The following is a 15,955-nucleotide window of genomic DNA, read 5'->3' as shown; positions in this document are numbered from 1 at the left end:
GTTCTCCTCAAGGGCTCCGACCGGTGGGCGGTAGGGCGTTGTCGAAGCCGATGGTAGGCAAGCGGGGGACTGGCGGGGAGGCTCGCTTTGGCTATGATGACAACCTTTCGTTGTCACCTCGGTAAGCCCGTGAAACTCCACCAGTTGCAAGCCCTGGTCGCCAGTGCCGACGCCGGCGGCATCCGCGCCGCCGCCCGCGCCCTGGGGATTTCCCAGGCGGCCGTGACCCGCGCGCTGCGCGAACTGGAAACCGAACAGCATCTGCCGCTGTTCGTCCGCACGCCCAGCGGCCTGACCTTCACCGAATACGGCAAGGCGCTGCTGATCCACGCCCGGCTGGTGCTCAAGCAACTGGAGCACGCGCAGGTCGAACTCGACCACCTGCGTGGCCAGGCCAGCGGCCGGCTGTGCATCGGGGTGACGCCTTGGGTGGCGCTGACCTTCCTCTCGGAGGCGGTGCAGGTGTTCCGCGAGCGCATGCCGGAGGTGCGCCTGGAGCTTTTCGAAAGCCTGATGGCGGTGGCCCAGCCATTGCTTCGCGACGGCAGCATGGATTTCGCCATCGGCCCGCTGCACGGTGCCCAGGCGGCCCAGGAATTCGCCTGCGAGAAGCTGCTCGACTACGACACCGCGGTGCTGGTCCGCCAGGGGCATCCGCTGGCGGGTTGCGGCTCGATCCACGAACTGCTGGAACAGGATTGGGCGTTGAACTACACCGGCGACGGCCACGACACCCTGATGCGCGAGCTGTTCTGGCGCCACGGCGCCTTGATCGACGAGCGGCGCATCGTCCGTGCGCACTCCGTGGCGATCCTGCAGACCCTGGTGGAGCAGGCCGACATGTGCACCTGGGTGCCGGCGATCATCGGCGCCGCCCCGCCGTTGCTCGGCCGGGTGGTGCCGCTGGCGCTGCGGGAAACCTTCGAGCCACGGCGGCTGGGCATCATCACCCGGCGCGGCGGCGCCCTCAGCAATCCGGCGCAATGCTTCGTCGAGTGCCTGCTGCAGGTGATCCGCCGCCACGCCCGCTCGGCGAAGAAGGATGACCGGCGCCTGTTCGAAACCCTGCGCCTGCTAGTCTGATTCCTACTGGCACGGACGTACGGTCGCTCAAGATCGGTCGTGCTGCGACCGATAGCCTGGAAAGCCACGAGCGAGGATGCCGGCATGCTGCAATGGTTCGCTAACCTATCGTTCCGCAGGAAAATCGCCCTGCCGATCCTCCTGCTCGCGGTGCTTCTGCTGCTGGTGGGCGCGCTCGGCGTGCATGGCATCGCCCAGCAGAACGAATCCAACCAGCGCCTGGGCAAGCGTTTTCTCCCCGGCATCGCCCTGCTGCTCAACGCCGACCGCGATCTCTACCAGGCCTTCGTCGCCGAGCGCAGCCTGCTCGATAGCCTCCTGAACGCCGAGCAGATCGCCGGCCTGAGGAACGATCACGCGGAAAACCTGCAGCAGGCCCTGGATCGGGTGCGCCAGTACGCGGCGATGCAGCCGGGCGAGGCGGAACTGGCCAAGGTCGCCGAGTTCGAGCGCGGCTATGCCCTCTGGAGCGCGACCTCGGCGCGGGTGCTGAGCCTGGCGGCCAGCGATCCGAGCGCCGCGGCGCAGCTCAGCTACGGTGACAGCGATCGCCAGTTCGGGGCGATGCGCGAGGTGATCAACCAGCTCGACGAGATGGAAGAGGCGGCCGCGGCCGCTGACGGCGAGGCGTCCTCCGCGCTGGGCGAGCGCCACCGCTGGCAGCAGGTGGCGCTGGTGGCGTTCGGCCTGCTGGTGTGCCTGTCGCTGGTGCTGGTGTTCCCCGGCCTGGTGACCCGTCCGTTGCAGCGCCTGCTGCAACGCCTGGAAGAGATCGCCAACGGCGATGGCGACCTGCGCGTGCGCCTGGAGGTCACTTCGCGCGACGAGCCCGGCCGCCTCGGTAGCGCCTTCAACGCCTTCCTCGACAAGTTGCAGCCGCTGATCCGCGAGGTCGGCCGGGTCACCGGCGAGGTCGCCGATTCAGCCGGTTCGCTGGCCGGCATGACCGCTGCCAACGATCGTCTGATCAACAGCGAGCACGCGTCGGTGGACCAGGTCAGCACCGCCGCGACGCAGATGAGCAGCGCCGTCCACGAGGTGGCGCGCAACGCCCAGAGCGCCGCGCAGGTGGCCCATGACGCCCGCCGGCAGGCGCGCGAGGGCGCCAACGTGGTGGAAGCGACCATCGAGGTGATCCGCCAGTTGGCGCAGGAAGTGGAGAGCAGTTCCGAGAGCATCCAGCAACTGGCCCAGGAAACCGCCAGCATCGACGCGGTGCTGACAGTGATCAAGGGCATCGCCGAACAGACCAACCTGCTTGCCCTCAACGCCGCCATCGAGGCCGCGCGGGCCGGCGAGCAGGGTCGCGGTTTCGCCGTGGTGGCCGACGAGGTGCGGGCGCTGGCGGCGCGCACCCAGGATTCGACCAAGGACATCCAGGCGCGCATCGAGCGCCTCCAGGCCGGGGTGCAGAACGCCGTGCGGGCCATGCAGTCGGGCAGCCTCAAGGCGCGCGACAGCGTCGAGCGCGCCGCCGGGGTCGACGGCGTGCTGGCGGCCACCGGCGACGCGGTGGGGCGGATCAACGACCTCGCCGCGCAGATCGCCTCGGCCTGCGAGGAGCAGAGCCGGGTGATCGACGAAATCGCCCGCAACATCAGCGAGGTGCGCGAGCTTTCCGCCCAGGCGGCGGAACATTCGGAGCAGGGTACCGGGGCCAGCCGCCGGCTGTCCGAGCTGTCCTCGGAACTGGCGCGGCTGGTCGGGCGTTTCCGCGTCTGAAGCGCCGCCGCCTAGCGCGGCGCCAGCCAGATCGCCACGCCGGCCACTGCCGCCGGGACCAGGAAGACCAGCAGCAGGATCGGCAGTTCTTCGCGCAAGCCGTAGCCGGCGTGCTGGACGCCGACCCACAGGTTGACCAGCGCGACGGCCAGCCAGGTCGGCAGGAACAGGCCGGCAGCGGGCGCCGGTCCGGCCTCCCAGAGTTCGCCGAAGAGCAGGAACAGGCCGAGCAGGATGATCCCGCCGGCGATTACCAGGGTCACGTGCATGGGGTCTTTCCCGGACAGGTGCCGGTCGCCGTGGCGGCGACCGGGACGCTGGGTCACTTGGTGGTGTAGCCGCCGTTGATGAGGATGGTCTGGCCGGTGATCCACCAGCCTTCGCTGACCAGGTGGCGGATGAACGGCACCACGTCCTCGATGTCGGTCAGGCCGGTCCTGGAGAAGGGCGACAGCGCCGCTGCGGTCTTGTGGTAGGCCACCGCGTCGGCGCCCTCGGCGGGATAGAAGAAGGGCGTGTCCATCGGACCCGGGCCGACCGCGGTGACCGAAATGCCGCGCGCGCCGAATTCCTTGGAGGCGGCGCGGGTGAAGTGCTCCACCGGCGCCTTGGTGCCGGCATAGGCGGCGTAGTACGGGGTATAGGCGCCAAGCAGGGAGGTCACCAGGGTGCAGATCTTGCCGTTGTCGTTGACGTGCTTGCCGGCTTCGCGCAGGAAGAAGAACGCAGATTTGGCATTGACCGCGCTCATCTCGTCGTATTCGGCCTCGCTGATCTCGGTGAAAGGCTTCTTCAACACCTTGCCGACGGTGTTGATGGCGATGTCCGGCTTGCCCACCGCGGCGATGGCGTCGGCGAACAGCTTTTCCATGGCCGCGGCGCTGGTGAGATCGCCCTGCAGCGCTACCGCCTTGGCCCCGGCTGCCTGCAGCGCGGCGACGGTGGCGTCGGCGTCGGCCTTGCTCGCGGCGCTGTTGTAGTGGATGGCGATGGCCTTCGCGCCGTGGGCGGCGAGATCGCGGGCGATCAGCCCACCCAGGTTCTTGGCGCCGCCGGTGACGAGTACGGTCTTGCCTTTGATGGAGTGGTCGACCATGGGGTGTTTCTCCTGCGGTGAGTGGAGAACCCAGTCTAGGGAGGGCGGCCTTGCGGAGTAATCGTGGCGGCCTGGATAGATTGTCCAGAAACGCCGATCAATTCCCGCCTCCGGAGGAGCGCAGCCGGCTGCACGAATCTTCTAGAACCCCGGGACGGGCGCGTTATAGTCGCGACGACGAAACCAACGAGTGGGAAGACCTGACGCACGATGGGCAGCCGAGACTGGATCGACCTGGCCCGCGACGCCGAGACCGGGATCGAGACCCTGCGCGCCCATTTCGAGGGCCACGCCTACGATCCGCATTGGCACGACAGCTACCTGATCGGCTACACCGAGATCGGCGTGCAGCAATTCAACTGCCGCCGACGCCGACACGACAGCACCGCCGGCCAGGTATTCCTGGTCGAGCCGGGGGAGATCCACGACGGCCGCGCGCCGATCGCCGGCGGCTTCACCTACTCGATGCTGTACCTGCAGCCGGACTGGTTGCGGCGCGAACTGCGGGCGACCTTCGACGACGCGCCCAGCGACCGCGATCCCGGCTTCCACGCCAACCTCACCGAAGACCCGCGCCTGACCCTGGCCATCGCCCAGGCCTTCCGCGTCCTGCATGGCCGCGAGCTGCGACTGCTGCGGCAGACCGCCCTGGAGCTGGTGCTGGAGCGGCTGCGCGTGCACCTCGGCTGGCGCGAGGCGAAGCCGTTCGATCCGCGCCTGCCGCTGGTGGCGCAGAAAGCCCGCGACTACCTGCATGCGCACTTCTACCAGGACATCGGCCTGGACGAGCTGGCCAGCGCCTGCGGTACCGACCGCTTCCGCCTGAACCGTGCATTCAAGGCCGCCTACGGCTTGCCACCCTACGCCTACCTGGTCCAGTTGCGGCTGGCCAAGGCGCGGCAGATGCTCGCTGTCGGCGGGCAACCGGCGGACCTCGCCAGCGCCCTCGGCTTCGCCGACCAGAGCCATCTCGGCCGCTGGTTCCGGCGCGCCTACGGGATGACTCCGGCGGCCTACCGCAGGCAGTGCACCCAGCTTCCAGACTGAGGCCCGGTGCGCCGCCAGGATGAAGGCTCCCCCGCCACAGGAGCCCGTCCATGCAATCCCTCGCGCCCTTCCTGCTGTTCGCCGTCGTCGCCTCGATCACCCCCGGACCGACCAACATCCTGGTCCTGAGCAACAGCCAGCGCCACGGCCTGGCCGCCGCCTGGCCGATCGTGCTCGGCGCCTGCGCGGCGGTGGCGGCGCTGATCCTGCTGCTCGGGCTCGGCCTGGGCGAGCTGCTGCGGCGCCACCCGTTGCTCCAGCAGGGGCTCGCCTGGCTTGGCGTCGGCTGGCTCAGCTACCTGGCCTGGAGCCTGTTCCGCAGCGCGGGCGGCATCGACGGCGCGGAGCCGCCGCGGCGCCTCGGCGTGCTCGGCGGCGCGGCGTTGCAACTGGTCAATCCCAAGGCCTGGATGATGGCCCTCGCCGCGCTGGCGCTGTTCGCCGGGGAAGGCGCCGGACAGGCCGGGCGGATCGGCCTGCTGGCGTTGCTGTTCTTCCTGGTTTCGCTGCCGTGCCTGGCCAGCTGGGCCTTGCTCGGCGTCGGCAGCGCGCGGCTGCTGCGCTCGCCGTCGCTGATGAAGCGCTTCAACCAGGGCATGGCGCTGTTGCTGCTGGCCTCGGCCTGGGCCGCCCTGCTGCTCTGAGGCGGTCCGGTAGCTTCCTGACAAACCTGTGGGTTGGTACGCCGGGCCCGGGTTGGCTATGGTGGGACGATCCGTAGCCATGGCGCGGTCGCCGTCAGCACGCCGCGCAAGGAACCTCCATGTTGAAACCCGACATCACTGCCTTCTTCGACCCGGCCACCTCCACCTACAGCTATGTGGTGCGCGACCCGTCCAGCCGCGCCTGCGCCATCGTCGACCCGGTGCTCGACTACGACCCGGCCGCCGGGCGTACCAGCCATGCCAGCGCCGAACGCCTGATCGGCCACGTTCGCCAGCACGACCTGCAGGTGGAATGGCTGCTGGAGACCCACGTGCACGCCGACCACCTGTCGGCGGCCATCTTCCTGCAGCGCGAACTGGGCGGGCGCCTGGCCATCGGCGCGCGAATCACCCAGGTGCAGGCGAAATTCTCCGGCCTGTTCAACCTGGGCGAGGCGTTCCCGGTGGACGGCCGCCAGTTCGAGCACCTGTTCGAGGACGGCGAGTCGTTCCGCATCGGCGCCCTGGAATGCCGCGCGCTGCATACCCCGGGGCATACCCCGGCGTGCATGACCTACCTGGTCGGCGACAGCGCCTTCGTCGGCGATACCCTGTTCATGCCCGACTACGGCACCGCCCGCTGCGATTTCCCCGGCGGCGACGCGCGCCAGTTGTATCGCTCGATCCAGCGCCTGTTCGCGCTACCCGACGCGACCCGCCTGTTCATGTGCCACGACTACACGGCTCCCGGCCGCGACGACCACCGCTGCGAAACCAGCGTCGGCGAGCAGCGCCGGCACAACGTGCACGTCCGCGAAGGCGTCGACGAGGAGGCGTTCGTCGCCATGCGCCAGCAGCGCGATGCCACCCTCGGCATGCCGTCCCTGATGCTGCCGGCGATCCAGGTCAACATGCGCGGCGGCAACCTGCCGCCGGTGGAAGGCAACGGGGTGCGTTACCTGAAGATCCCGCTGGATCTGTTCTGATCAGCTGCGGCGACGCAGCAGGAGAATGAAGAACAGCCCACCGATGGCCGCGGTGGCGATGCCGATGGGCAGGTCCTGGGGGGCGATCAGGGTGCGCGCGGCGACATCCATCCAGACCAGGAACAGCGCGCCGAGCAGGGCGCACACCGGCAGCAGTCGGCGGTGCTCGGCGCCCACCAGCAGGCGCGCGGCGTGCGGCAGCATGAGACCGACGAAGCCGATGGCGCCGCTCACCGAGACCAGCACGCCGGTCAGCAGCGAGCAGCAGACGAAGACCCACAGGCGTACGCGACGGGCGTCCAGGCCGAGGGTCACGGCGGTCTGTTCGCCGGCCATCAGCGCGTTCAGCGCACGGCCCAGCCCGAGCAGTACCAGCAGGCCGCCGGCCACGCACAGCGCCGGCAGCCAGATCAACGACCAGCGCGCCAGGCCGAGGCCGCCGAGCATCCAGAACAGCACCGAGGAGGCGGCGCGGTGGTCGCCGAGGAACAGCAGCAGGTTGGCCAGCGCCAGGAGCACGAACGACACCGCGACCCCCGCCAGCAACAGCCGGTCGCTGCCCAGGCGGCCGCCGCGGCTGGCCACGCCGAGCACCAGTAGCATGCTGCCGAGGGCGCCGAGGAAGGCCGCCAGCGGCAGGGTCAGCAGGCCGATCACCTCGCCGATGTAGAGCACCACCAGCACCGCGCCGAGGGTCGCGCCGGAGGTGGCGCCGAGCAGGTGCGGATCGGCCAGCGGATTGCGCGTGACCGCCTGCAGCGCCGCCCCCACCAGCGCCAGGCCGGCGCCGACGCAAGCGCCGAGCAGTACCCGCGGGGCGCGGATCAGCCAGACGATGTGCTCCTGGCCAGCGCTCCAGGCGCCGGGCTCCGCCGCCACGCCGAACAGGCGCTGGAGGACGATGCGGCCGACCAGGCCGCTGTCCAGTCGCGCCGGACCGAAGCCGAGGGCGAGAACGCAGGACAGGCCGAGCAACAGGACCAGGCTGCCCAGCAACAGGCAATAGGCGCGAGGGCTGCGGAACAGGGTCATGGACGTGGCGCCCGAGGGTGGAGGCCGGCGACCAGGGTTTCTATCGCCGCGGCGTTGCCGATGCCTGGCGTGGCCTGGTTATAGGGCAGGACGATGAAGCGTCGCTCGCGGATCGCGGTCAGGCTGCGCAGCGCCGGGTTCTCTTCGAGGAAACGCTGCTTCTGCGCGGCGCTGGTCTCGCCGTAGTCGACGATGACGATGACCTGCGGATCGCGGGCGACCACGCTTTCCCAGTTGACCTGGGTCCAGCTGGCCGCCACGTCGTCGGTCACGCTGCGACCGCCGGCGGCCTCGATCAGCGCCTGCGGCATGCCCAGGCGGCCAGAGGTGAAGGGGCGGTCCTCGCCGCTGTCGTAGAGGAACACCCGCGGCGCCTCGGCGTTCGCCGGGATGCCGGCGCGGGCGCGCTCGATGCGTGCCTGGAGGCTGGCGACCAGGCGCTCGGCGCGCGGTTCGACGTCGAAGATCCGTCCCAGGTTGCGCAGGTCGCGGTACAGCTCGTCGAGGCTGGCGCGGCGCGGCTCGCCGATCTGCGCGCAGGATTCGCTCAGCTCGTAGACCTTCACCCCCAGCGGCTCCAGGCTGGCCGGAGTGAGGTCGCCGCCGACGCGCATGCCGTAGCCCCAACCGGCGAAGAAGAAGTCGGCGTCGACATCGAGCAGGGTTTCCGCCGTGGGGTAGCGCGCCACCAGCTCGGGCAGCGGCTTGAGCGCGGCGATCAATCCGGGATCGGCATTCTTCCACCAGCCGCTGATGCCGGTATAGCCGACCATGCGCGTCTGCAGACCGAGGGCGACCATCATCTCGGTGAGGTTGATGTCGTGGCTGACCGCGCGCGACGGCGCGCGCTCGAACGTCACTTCGCGCTCGCAACTGCGCACGCTGAGCGGGTAGCGCTCGGCCAGCGCGGCATCGGCGCAGGCGAGCAGGGCGCCGAGCAGCAGGTGGTGCAGGATCGGGTGCTTCATGCTTGGGTAATCCAGGTCAGGCGCGGGTGGTCGGCGAGGGGGTGGCGGTCGACCAGGGCGCGGACGCCGAACACCCGCCACAGCAGGTCGGCGTCGAGCACCTCGGTCGGCGTGCCCTGGGCGACGATGCGCCCGCCGTCGAGCACGTAGAGGCGGTCGCAGAAGGCCGCCGCCAGGTTGAGGTCGTGGAAGCTCGCCAGGGTGCTCAGGCCGAGGCCGCGCAGCAGGCGCAGAAGCTCCAGCTGGTAGCGCGGGTCGAGGTGGTTGGTCGGTTCGTCGAGGATCAGCAGGCGCGGTTCCTGGACCAGCGCGCGAGCCAGCAGGGCGCGCTGCTTCTCGCCACCGGAGAGGCTGGCGAAGGGGCTCGCGGCACGCCCTTCGAGACCGACCTGGAGCAGCGCCTGGCGGACCCGCTGGCGGTCGTCCGCGCCGTGGCCGTCGAACAGGCCCTTGTGCGGCGTGCGGCCCATGGCGACCACGTCCTCGACGGCGAGGCCGAAGTCCTCGGGGAATTCCTGCAACACCACCGCGATGCGCCGGGCGGCCCAGCGCGGCGGCTGGCGCCAGAGGTCGTCGCCGTCGAGCACCACCCGGCCGCGCTGCGGTCGCGCATAGCGGAAGGCGCAGCGCAGCAGGCTGGTCTTGCCGCTGCCGTTGGGGCCGATCAGGCCGACGAAGCTGCCGGCCGGGACTTCCAGGTGCACGCCGCGCAGCAACTCGGTGGAGGCGTCGGGCGACCAGTGCAGGGCATCGAGGTGAAGGGACGACATGGCTACTCGCAGGTCCGGTGGTTCAGCAGAGACGATTGCCGCGGTGCCGACTTCAGAAACTGAAGTCGGCGGTGACGTTGAACGAGCGCGGCCGGCCCATGATCCATTGCTGGCCGTTGTTGTTGTCAGCCAGGGCGTACTGGCGGTCGAACAGGTTGTACAGCTCAAGGCCGAGGGTCAGGTCCGGCCGTACCCGCCAGCCCAGGTTGGCGTCGACCACCGTGTAGCCGGGCAGGCTGGCCTGGTTGGCGGCGTCGGCGTAGCGCCGGTCGACGTAGCGCAGCCCGGCGCCGACGCGCAGGGTCTCGGCGAAGGACTTGTCCAGCCAGAGGTTGGCGGTGCGCCGTGGCACGTTCCTGGGGCGGTTGCCGTTGCGCGAGTAGGTCTGCTTGTCGATCGTTTCGTCGAAGTCGTCGTATTCGGCACGCACCAGCGCGGCGTTCGCTGACAGCCGCCAGTCCTGGGCCAGGTTCAGTTCCAGGCTGGCCTCCAGGCCGTCCGAACTCTGCTGGCCGACCTGCTGCGCGTCGTGCGGCGGCAGCGGGTTGGCGCTGAGCAGCTTCTTCTTGACGATATGGTAGGCGGCCAGGGTCCATTCGCCGCGACCGTCCGGGAACAGTTGCTTGAGGCCGACCTCGGTCTGCTTCGAGTGGGTCAGGTCCATTTGCTGCTGGGCCGCGTTGAGGGTGATCAGGTTGCTCACGCCGTCCTCGCTGGTGGAGTACTGGCCGTACAGCGACAGTTCCGGGGTCAGCGCGAAGACCAGCCCGGCGCGCCAGTTGCCGCCCTGCAGGCTGCGGTCGCTGCGGGTGCCGGCGCGCAGGTCGTCGCGGTCGATATGGTTCTGGTCGCGGCGCACCCCGGTCACCAGCGACAGGCGCTCGTTGAGCTGCAGGCGGTTCTCGGCGAACAGGGCGAAGGTGCGGGTCTGGCTGCGCGAGTGCGGCCGGTAGGGCGAGCGGCTTTCGAAGTAGCCAGGCGCGGGGTGCCAGGGGTCGATGTAGTCGCCGCCGACATCGGTATAGGGCGAGTTGTTGGTCAGGCGGAAGCGGATGCGGTTGTACTCGGCGCCGACCAGGGTGCGGCTGTCGAGGCCGAACAGGGCGTGCTGGAAGGCGAAGGTCTGGCGGTCGCCGATCTGCTCCTGCTCGTGGCTGATGCGCAGGTAGTCCCTGCGCAACAGCTCTTCGCGCGGGACGTCCCATTCGTAGGTTTCGGCGTTGCGCCAGTGACGGCGGGCCTTGATGTAGTACAGCTGGTTGCTCGCGGTGACGCTGTCGGAAAGGCTCCAGTCGCTGGTCAGGCGGGTCCACTGGTCGTTGTAGCGCTGCACGTCGTTGCGCACGTTGTAGTTCTTCTCGCGCAGGCGCTTGTGGTACTTGCCGCCGACCAGCGGGGTGCCGAAGTCGTTCATCGGCTCCTGGTCGCCATAGTCGTGGGCGAGAGTGAAGGCCAGATCGTCGCTGGCCTGCCAGCGCAGCGCCGCGCTGATGCCCAGGTTGCGCGAGTCGCCACGGTCGATCCAGCCGTGGCTCTGCTGCTGGTTCAGGTTGAGCCGGTAGCTGAGGCTGTCGGTCAGCGAGCCGCCGCTGTCCAGGGCCAACTGGCGGTTGTCGTAGGAGCCGTAGCCGAGGCGCAGGTGGTTGCGGATCTCGCCGGCGAAAGGCTTCTTCGGCACCACGTTGATCACCGCGCCGGTGGCGCCTTCGCCGTACAGCACCGAGGCCGGGCCGCGGATCACGTCGATGCGCTCGACCATCCACGGATCGCTGGGGAAGTTCACCGTGCCCATGCCGGTGTACAGGCGCGTGCCGTCGAACAGTTGCATCACCGATGCGTGGCCGCTGAAGCCGCGCGCCGAGAGGCCGGTACCGCCATCTCCGGGGGTGCCGATGAAGCTGATGCCGGGGCTGCGGGTGACGGCGGCCTGGACGCTGGGGTTGTTGCGTCGGCGAACTTCCTCGCCGCTGATGCTGCTGGTGCTCGCCGGGGTGTCCAGGGCGCTGAGGCCCAGGCGCGAACCGGCACTGACCGGCGTGGCGAGGTCGATGTGGTCGAGTTCGGCGGGATCCTGGCGAACGCTGACCAACTGGCTGGGCAGGGCGAGGGCGGCTTCCTCGGTTTCGGCGAGGGCGGGCGGTACCAGCAGCAGGCTGGTGGATAGGCCGAGGGCGAAAGGCTCGGTGCGCAAACGGCTGAAGCGGGGCATGGGCGTTCCATCTCATGACCGGGCAGGACGGAACGCGCAGGAAATCGCAGGCGCGACAGCGCCTCGAACAACCGGCTCGCTCCCGCCCACCGCGGGTGTGCCAACAGGGCGTTGCAGGCCGGTCTCCGGGCTTGCGAGGGTCGTGAAATCCTCGCCTTCCCATGCCGGAGCACAGTGGCCTGAAGAGGATTTCGCTCGCTTACCGTTGCGGGGGCAGCGCCGGACTGATCACTGAAGTGACGCACCGGCTTCCCGTTTCACCTCCTGCGCGGCGGCAGGAGGCACCTGGAACGGGCCGGATGGGAACATCCGCACCGTTTCCAGTCAAGCCTTGAACGATCTGGATTGAATAAAATGTTATACTATAACAATTCGCTTGTGCAGTCTTTCTTCGCCGGACCCCACGCCCTGGCGCAGCTTCCCGGGTCATCACATTTTCTTCACGCCGGCCTGCTATGCTGCCGGCCTTCCTTGGGGAGTAGCCTGCCGTCACCCGTTGACGGCGCGCTGGTCAACATTCTTGGCAACCTGCCATGGCCAGCGCATCCAACCGGATTGGTGAGACCAACGACATTCCTGCGCCAAAGCCGGGCCGCGGGGTCATGTCGTTGACTCATGCCCGGCTGGAGTATCCGCGTGAATCCCGTTTCCCTGATCTTCCTCGCCTTCGCCATGTCCACCGATGCCTTCGCCGCGGCCATCGGCAAGGGCTCCAGCCTGGATCGGCCGCGCCTGTCGGAGGCGCTGCGCACCGGGATAATCTTCGGCGTGATCGAGGCGATCACCCCTCTGGTCGGCTGGCTGCTTGGCCAGGCCGCCAGCCAGTTCGTCGCCGACTGGGACCACTGGATAGCCTTCGTCCTGCTGGTGCTGCTCGGCCTGCACATGATCCACAACGGCCTGCGCGCGGATCATGCGACGGAACAGGAAAAGCCCGGCCAGCATTCGTTCTGGATTCTCGCGGTGACGGCGCTGGCCACCAGCATCGACGCGCTGGCGGTGGGCGTCGGCCTGGCCTTCGTCGACGTCAACATCTTCCTCGCCGCTGGCGCCATCGGCCTGGCCACCATGACCATGGTCACCCTCGGCACCATGCTCGGCCGGGCGCTCGGCGCAGTGACCGGCAAGCGCGCGGAGATGGTCGGCGGGGTGGTGCTGATCCTGGTCGGTGCGACCATTCTCTACGAGCATCTCAGCGCGGCGTGAGCGGCATCGGAGACGGGGCGGGACAGGTCGCGGCGAGTGGGTGGGCGTTCGCTTCAGGCGCTTTCCCAATCGCGGATTGCCGCCAGCAGCGCCTCGCCGTCGGCGAACTCGCGGTCCGCCGGCGGCAGCGGCGGACGTGCCAGGACCAGCACCGGCAGGCCCATTTCCCGCGCCACCTGGAGCTTCGGCTCGGTGGCCTGGCTACCGCTGTTCTTGCTCACCAGCACGTCGCAGGCGAGGCGCTCGAACAACGCCCGTTCGCCATCCAGGCTGAACGGCCCGCGCGCGCCGATCACCTCGGCGCGCGGCGCGGCCGGCTGGCCTTGCAGGCAGCGCACGGTCCAGTGCTGGTGCGGCGGGACCTGGCCGAGATGCTCCAGCGGTTCGCGGCCGAGGGTGAACAGCGGACGGCGGAAGGGTGCGAGGGCGGCGATCAGCTCGCGCCAGTCGGCTACCTCGCGCCAGTCGTCGCCGGGCCCGGCCTGCCAGCCGGGCCGGCGCAGCGCCCAGCAGGGCACTCCGGCCAGTCGCGCGGCGCGCACGGCGTTCCGGCTGATCCGTGCGGCGTAGGGGTGGGTGGCGTCCACCAGCAGGTCGAAGCCCTGCTCGTCGATGAACGCCGCCAGCCCTTCGGCGCCGCCGTAGCCGCCGACCCGGACCTGGCAGGCCAGGTCGCCGGGCACCTTGCCCAGCCCAGCGAGGCTGTAGAGATGCGCCGGGCCGAGCCGGCGGGCGAGGGCCAGGGCCTCGCCGATCCCGCCGAGCAGCAACAGGCGTTTCATCGGCGCTCCTCGCAGGCCTGGCCGACCAGGTTGCCCTGGCGGTCGATGGCGAAGACTTCCAGCGCCACCTCGGTGGGCACGATGCTGCGGGCGAAGCGCAGGGCGTGGGCGCAGACCGCATCGCCCAGGGCCACGCCTTCGGCGTGTGCCTGGGCCAGCGCCTGCTGGCTGGTGTTGGCGGCGCGCATGCAGTCCTGTAGCGCGGCGCTGGCGCCGAGCGCGGCGGCCCAGCCGGCCAATTGCGGCAGGTCGATGCTGGAATGGCGGCTGTGCAGGTCGAGGTGGCCGCCGGCGAGCTTGCTGATCTTGCCGAAGCCGCCGCACAGGCTGAGCTTTTCCACCGGTGCCTTGCGCAGGTGCTTGAGCACCGCGCCGGCGAAGTCGCCCATCTCGATCAGGGCGATCTCCGGCAGCCCATAGCGCCGGCGCATGGCGTCCTCGCTGGCGTTGCCGGTACAGGCGGCGATGTGGCGGACGCCGTTGGCGCGAGCGACATCGATGCCCTGATGGATCGAGGCGATATAGGCCGAGCAGGAGAACGGCCGGACGATGCCGCTGGTGCCGAGGATCGACAGCCCGCCGAGGATGCCCAGGCGCGGGTTCATGGTCTTCAGCGCCAGCTCGGCGCCGCCCTCCACGCCGATGGCGACCTCGAAGCCGCCGGCGTAGCCCCGTTCGGCGGCGAGCTGGGCGAGGTGGCGTTCGATCATCTGTCGCGGCACCGGATTGATCGCCGGCTCGCCGACCGCCAGGGTCAGCCCCGGGCGGGTCACCGTACCGACCCCGGGGCCGGCATGGAAGCGCACGCCAGGCTCGGCGCCCAGGCGCACCCGGGCGAACACCAGGGCGCCGTGGGTGACGTCGGGATCGTCGCCGGCATCCTTGAGGGTGCCGGCTTCCGCGCCGTTTTCCCAGGCGCGGCAGAATTCCAGGCGCATCAGCACCTGCTGGCCCTTGGGCAGGACGATCTGCACCGCGTCGCTGATCGTGCCGCCCAGCAGCAGGCGCGCCGCCGCCAGGCTGGTGGCGGTGGCGCAACTGCCGGTGGTGTAGCCGCTGCGCAACGGCGCGGGCTGCTCGGGGGTTTCCTCACGCATCGCGGGGAGGCTTCCTGGCGGCGGGTTTGCGCAATTCCAGCAGGGTGATCGGCAAGGCCTGGCGCCAGGTGTCGAAACCGCCCAGCGGTCGCGCGTGGGCGACGCCGAGGCGGGTGAGGTCGCCCCCCAGGCGTTGCTGCCAGTCGAGCAGCACCCGTTCGCTCTGCAGGGTGACGGCGTTGGCGAGCAGGCGGCCGCCGGGCCGCAGGCGCTCCCAGCAGGTCTCCAGCACGCCCTCGGCGGTGACCCCGCCGCCGATGAAGATGGCGTCCGGCTCGGGCAGTTCCAGCAGCGCCTCCGGGGCGCTGCCGGCGACCAGGTGCAGGGTCGGTACGCCGAGGGCGTCGCGGTTGTGGCGGATATGTTCCTGGCGCTCGTCGTTGGCTTCGATGGCGATCGCCCGGCAACTGGGGTGCGCGCGCATCCATTCGATGCCGATGGAGCCGCAACCGGCGCCGACGTCCCAGAGCAGCTCGCCGGGGCAGGGCGCCAGGCGCGCCAGGGTCACGGCGCGGACGTCGCGCTTGGTCAACTGGCCGTCGTGGCGATAGGCTTCGTCGGCCAGGCCCGGGGTCAGCGGCAGGCGCACGGCGTCGGTGCCGGCGCGGCATTCCACCGCCACCAGGTTGAGATCGGCGGCGCGCGGCAGCGACCAGTCGCCGGCGAGGCCGTCGAGACGGCGCTCGAGCGGCCCGCCGAGGTGTTCCAGCACGCTCAGGCGACTGGCGCCGAAGCCACGGGCGTTCAACAGGCGGGCGATGGCGGCCGGGCTGTCGCCGTCATTGCTGAGGACCAGCAGGCGCCGGCCGTCGTGGACCTGTGCCTGCAGCGCCGCCAGCGGACGCGCCACCAGTGACAGGCAGGCGACTTCCTGCAGGGCCCAGCCGAGGCGGGCGGCGGCCAGCGAGAGGGAGGAGGGCGCCGGCAGGACCCGCAGTTCGGTCGCCGGCAGTTGCCGGGCGAGACTGGCGCCGACGCCGAACAGCATCGGGTCGCCGCTGGCCAGCACGCAGGTCGGCTGGCCGCGCCGGGCCAGCAATGGTTCCAGGGAGAACGGCGTCGGCCAGGTTTCGCGGGCGGCGCCGATGCACGGCGGCAGCAGTTCCAGCTGGCGCGCCGCGCCGACGATCCGGCTGGCTTGTAGCAGGGCACGCCGGGCCTGCTTGCCGAGGCCGGGATAACCGTCCTCGCCGATGCCCACCAGGGTCAGCCAGGGCGGCGTCGAGTCTGCCGATGACACGGTTCCGATACTCCTGAAATGCGTCTGTGAAGGGCCCGCGACGGCTTCCGGACGGAATGGGTTTTCCCGGCCC

The 15,955-nt window shown here is 70.0% G+C and carries 15 protein-coding genes and 2 riboswitches; of the genes, 6 read left to right on the top strand and 9 right to left on the bottom strand.

Going from position 1 to position 15,955, the window contains the following annotated elements:
- The first annotated feature begins 93 nt into the window (after positions 1–93).
- Both LT948_RS13910 and LT948_RS13905 read left to right on the top strand, forming a co-directional pair.
- Positions 94–1,083, top strand: a complete 990-nt coding sequence (locus LT948_RS13910) for a LysR substrate-binding domain-containing protein (protein ID WP_052150766.1) — start codon at positions 94–96, stop codon at positions 1,081–1,083.
- Positions 1,084–1,167: 84 nt separating this feature from the next.
- Complete coding sequence (locus tag LT948_RS13905) at positions 1,168–2,805, top strand: methyl-accepting chemotaxis protein (protein ID WP_003091029.1); 1,638 nt, start codon at positions 1,168–1,170, stop codon at positions 2,803–2,805.
- A gap of 11 nt (positions 2,806–2,816) precedes the next feature.
- Here the strand turns inward: LT948_RS13905 and LT948_RS13900 are convergent, their stop codons facing one another.
- Both LT948_RS13900 and LT948_RS13895 read right to left on the bottom strand, forming a co-directional pair.
- Positions 2,817–3,074, bottom strand: coding sequence for a hypothetical protein (locus LT948_RS13900; RefSeq protein WP_033994945.1), 258 nt, complete (start codon positions 3,072–3,074; stop codon positions 2,817–2,819).
- Between the two features lie 53 nt (positions 3,075–3,127).
- Positions 3,128–3,901, bottom strand: a complete 774-nt coding sequence (locus tag LT948_RS13895) for an SDR family oxidoreductase (protein WP_003091027.1) — start codon at positions 3,899–3,901, stop codon at positions 3,128–3,130.
- Between the two features lie 210 nt (positions 3,902–4,111).
- Between LT948_RS13895 and LT948_RS13890 the strand changes: the two genes are divergently transcribed.
- The 3 genes from LT948_RS13890 (at position 4,112) to LT948_RS13880 (ending at position 6,578) form a co-directional block, all read left to right on the top strand.
- Positions 4,112–4,948 carry an AraC family transcriptional regulator gene (locus tag LT948_RS13890; RefSeq protein ID WP_003091026.1) on the top strand — a complete coding sequence of 279 codons (837 nt, stop codon included), beginning with the start codon at positions 4,112–4,114 and terminating at the stop codon, positions 4,946–4,948.
- Positions 4,949–4,998: 50 nt separating this feature from the next.
- Positions 4,999–5,592 (top strand): LysE family translocator, encoded by a 594-nt coding sequence (locus LT948_RS13885; protein ID WP_014603924.1) that lies wholly within the window; start codon positions 4,999–5,001, stop codon positions 5,590–5,592.
- Between the two features lie 119 nt (positions 5,593–5,711).
- On the top strand, positions 5,712–6,578 hold the full coding sequence (locus tag LT948_RS13880; RefSeq protein WP_019486430.1) for an MBL fold metallo-hydrolase: 867 nt from the start codon (positions 5,712–5,714) through the stop codon (positions 6,576–6,578).
- On the opposite strand, the gene LT948_RS13875 is transcribed toward LT948_RS13880, so the two are convergent.
- The 4 genes from LT948_RS13875 to LT948_RS13860 are packed head-to-tail and all read right to left on the bottom strand — an operon-like array spanning position 6,579 to position 11,557.
- Entirely contained in the window at positions 6,579–7,610 is a 1,032-nt protein-coding gene (locus tag LT948_RS13875) for a FecCD family ABC transporter permease (RefSeq protein WP_023099424.1), read from the bottom strand.
- Positions 7,607–8,578 carry an ABC transporter substrate-binding protein gene (locus LT948_RS13870; protein WP_003101423.1) on the bottom strand — a complete coding sequence of 324 codons (972 nt, stop codon included), beginning with the start codon at positions 8,576–8,578 and terminating at the stop codon, positions 7,607–7,609. The genes LT948_RS13875 and LT948_RS13870 overlap by 4 nt, the downstream gene beginning before the upstream one ends.
- Positions 8,575–9,348: an ABC transporter ATP-binding protein gene (locus tag LT948_RS13865; protein ID WP_003091019.1), complete on the bottom strand. Its 774-nt coding sequence runs from the start codon at positions 9,346–9,348 to the stop codon at positions 8,575–8,577. Before LT948_RS13865 ends, LT948_RS13870 begins: the two co-directional genes overlap by 4 nt.
- Before the next feature lie 52 nt (positions 9,349–9,400).
- Complete coding sequence (locus LT948_RS13860; protein ID WP_019486429.1) at positions 9,401–11,557, bottom strand: TonB-dependent receptor; 2,157 nt, start codon at positions 11,555–11,557, stop codon at positions 9,401–9,403.
- A 99-nt stretch (positions 11,558–11,656) separates the two neighbouring features.
- Positions 11,657–11,861, bottom strand: a riboswitch (cobalamin riboswitch).
- A gap of 157 nt (positions 11,862–12,018) precedes the next feature.
- A riboswitch (yybP-ykoY riboswitch) is annotated at positions 12,019–12,187 on the top strand.
- A gap of 6 nt (positions 12,188–12,193) precedes the next feature.
- On the opposite strand from LT948_RS13860, the gene mntP reads away from it, so the two are divergent.
- Positions 12,194–12,763 carry a manganese efflux pump MntP gene (gene mntP / locus LT948_RS13855; protein ID WP_003091017.1) on the top strand — a complete coding sequence of 190 codons (570 nt, stop codon included), beginning with the start codon at positions 12,194–12,196 and terminating at the stop codon, positions 12,761–12,763.
- Positions 12,764–12,816: 53 nt separating this feature from the next.
- Here the strand turns inward: mntP and LT948_RS13850 are convergent, their stop codons facing one another.
- From LT948_RS13850 to LT948_RS13840, 3 genes are read right to left on the bottom strand one after another with little or no spacing between them, the layout of a single operon-like run.
- Positions 12,817–13,545, bottom strand: coding sequence for a cobalt-precorrin-6A reductase (locus tag LT948_RS13850; RefSeq protein ID WP_023095406.1), 729 nt, complete (start codon positions 13,543–13,545; stop codon positions 12,817–12,819).
- Positions 13,542–14,642, bottom strand: a complete 1,101-nt coding sequence (locus LT948_RS13845; RefSeq protein WP_003091014.1) for a cobalt-precorrin-5B (C(1))-methyltransferase — start codon at positions 14,640–14,642, stop codon at positions 13,542–13,544. Before LT948_RS13845 ends, LT948_RS13850 begins: the two co-directional genes overlap by 4 nt.
- Positions 14,635–15,882 carry a bifunctional cobalt-precorrin-7 (C(5))-methyltransferase/cobalt-precorrin-6B (C(15))-methyltransferase gene (locus tag LT948_RS13840; RefSeq protein ID WP_014603921.1) on the bottom strand — a complete coding sequence of 416 codons (1,248 nt, stop codon included), beginning with the start codon at positions 15,880–15,882 and terminating at the stop codon, positions 14,635–14,637. Before LT948_RS13840 ends, LT948_RS13845 begins: the two co-directional genes overlap by 8 nt.
- Positions 15,883–15,955: the final 73 nt, after the last annotated feature.

The sequence above is a fragment of the Pseudomonas sp. CP-1 genome, from assembly GCF_021213715.1.
In the GTDB taxonomy this organism is placed as follows: domain Bacteria; phylum Pseudomonadota; class Gammaproteobacteria; order Pseudomonadales; family Pseudomonadaceae; genus Pseudomonas; species Pseudomonas aeruginosa.
The sequence above is the reverse complement of the archived record's forward strand: the minus strand, read 5'-3'. Positions and strand labels throughout refer to the sequence as shown.

What these genes read in the sequence shown, in the direction of transcription:
- LT948_RS13890 (WP_003091026.1), top strand. Translation starts at nt 4,112, where the DNA reads ATGGGCAGCCGAGACTGGATCGACCTGGCCCGCGACGCCGAGACCGGG.
- LT948_RS13870 (WP_003101423.1), bottom strand. Translation starts at nt 8,578, where the DNA reads ATGAAGCACCCGATCCTGCACCACCTGCTGCTCGGCGCCCTGCTCGCC.
- LT948_RS13905 (WP_003091029.1), top strand. Translation starts at nt 1,168, where the DNA reads ATGCTGCAATGGTTCGCTAACCTATCGTTCCGCAGGAAAATCGCCCTG.
- LT948_RS13900 (WP_033994945.1), bottom strand. Translation starts at nt 3,074, where the DNA reads ATGCACGTGACCCTGGTAATCGCCGGCGGGATCATCCTGCTCGGCCTG.
- LT948_RS13860 (WP_019486429.1), bottom strand. Translation starts at nt 11,557, where the DNA reads ATGCCCCGCTTCAGCCGTTTGCGCACCGAGCCTTTCGCCCTCGGCCTA.
- LT948_RS13880 (WP_019486430.1), top strand. Translation starts at nt 5,712, where the DNA reads ATGTTGAAACCCGACATCACTGCCTTCTTCGACCCGGCCACCTCCACC.
- LT948_RS13895 (WP_003091027.1), bottom strand. Translation starts at nt 3,901, where the DNA reads ATGGTCGACCACTCCATCAAAGGCAAGACCGTACTCGTCACCGGCGGC.
- LT948_RS13850 (WP_023095406.1), bottom strand. Translation starts at nt 13,545, where the DNA reads ATGAAACGCCTGTTGCTGCTCGGCGGGATCGGCGAGGCCCTGGCCCTC.
- LT948_RS13910 (WP_052150766.1), top strand. Translation starts at nt 94, where the DNA reads ATGATGACAACCTTTCGTTGTCACCTCGGTAAGCCCGTGAAACTCCAC.
- LT948_RS13875 (WP_023099424.1), bottom strand. Translation starts at nt 7,610, where the DNA reads ATGACCCTGTTCCGCAGCCCTCGCGCCTATTGCCTGTTGCTGGGCAGC.
- LT948_RS13865 (WP_003091019.1), bottom strand. Translation starts at nt 9,348, where the DNA reads ATGTCGTCCCTTCACCTCGATGCCCTGCACTGGTCGCCCGACGCCTCC.
- LT948_RS13885 (WP_014603924.1), top strand. Translation starts at nt 4,999, where the DNA reads ATGCAATCCCTCGCGCCCTTCCTGCTGTTCGCCGTCGTCGCCTCGATC.
- LT948_RS13845 (WP_003091014.1), bottom strand. Translation starts at nt 14,642, where the DNA reads ATGCGTGAGGAAACCCCCGAGCAGCCCGCGCCGTTGCGCAGCGGCTAC.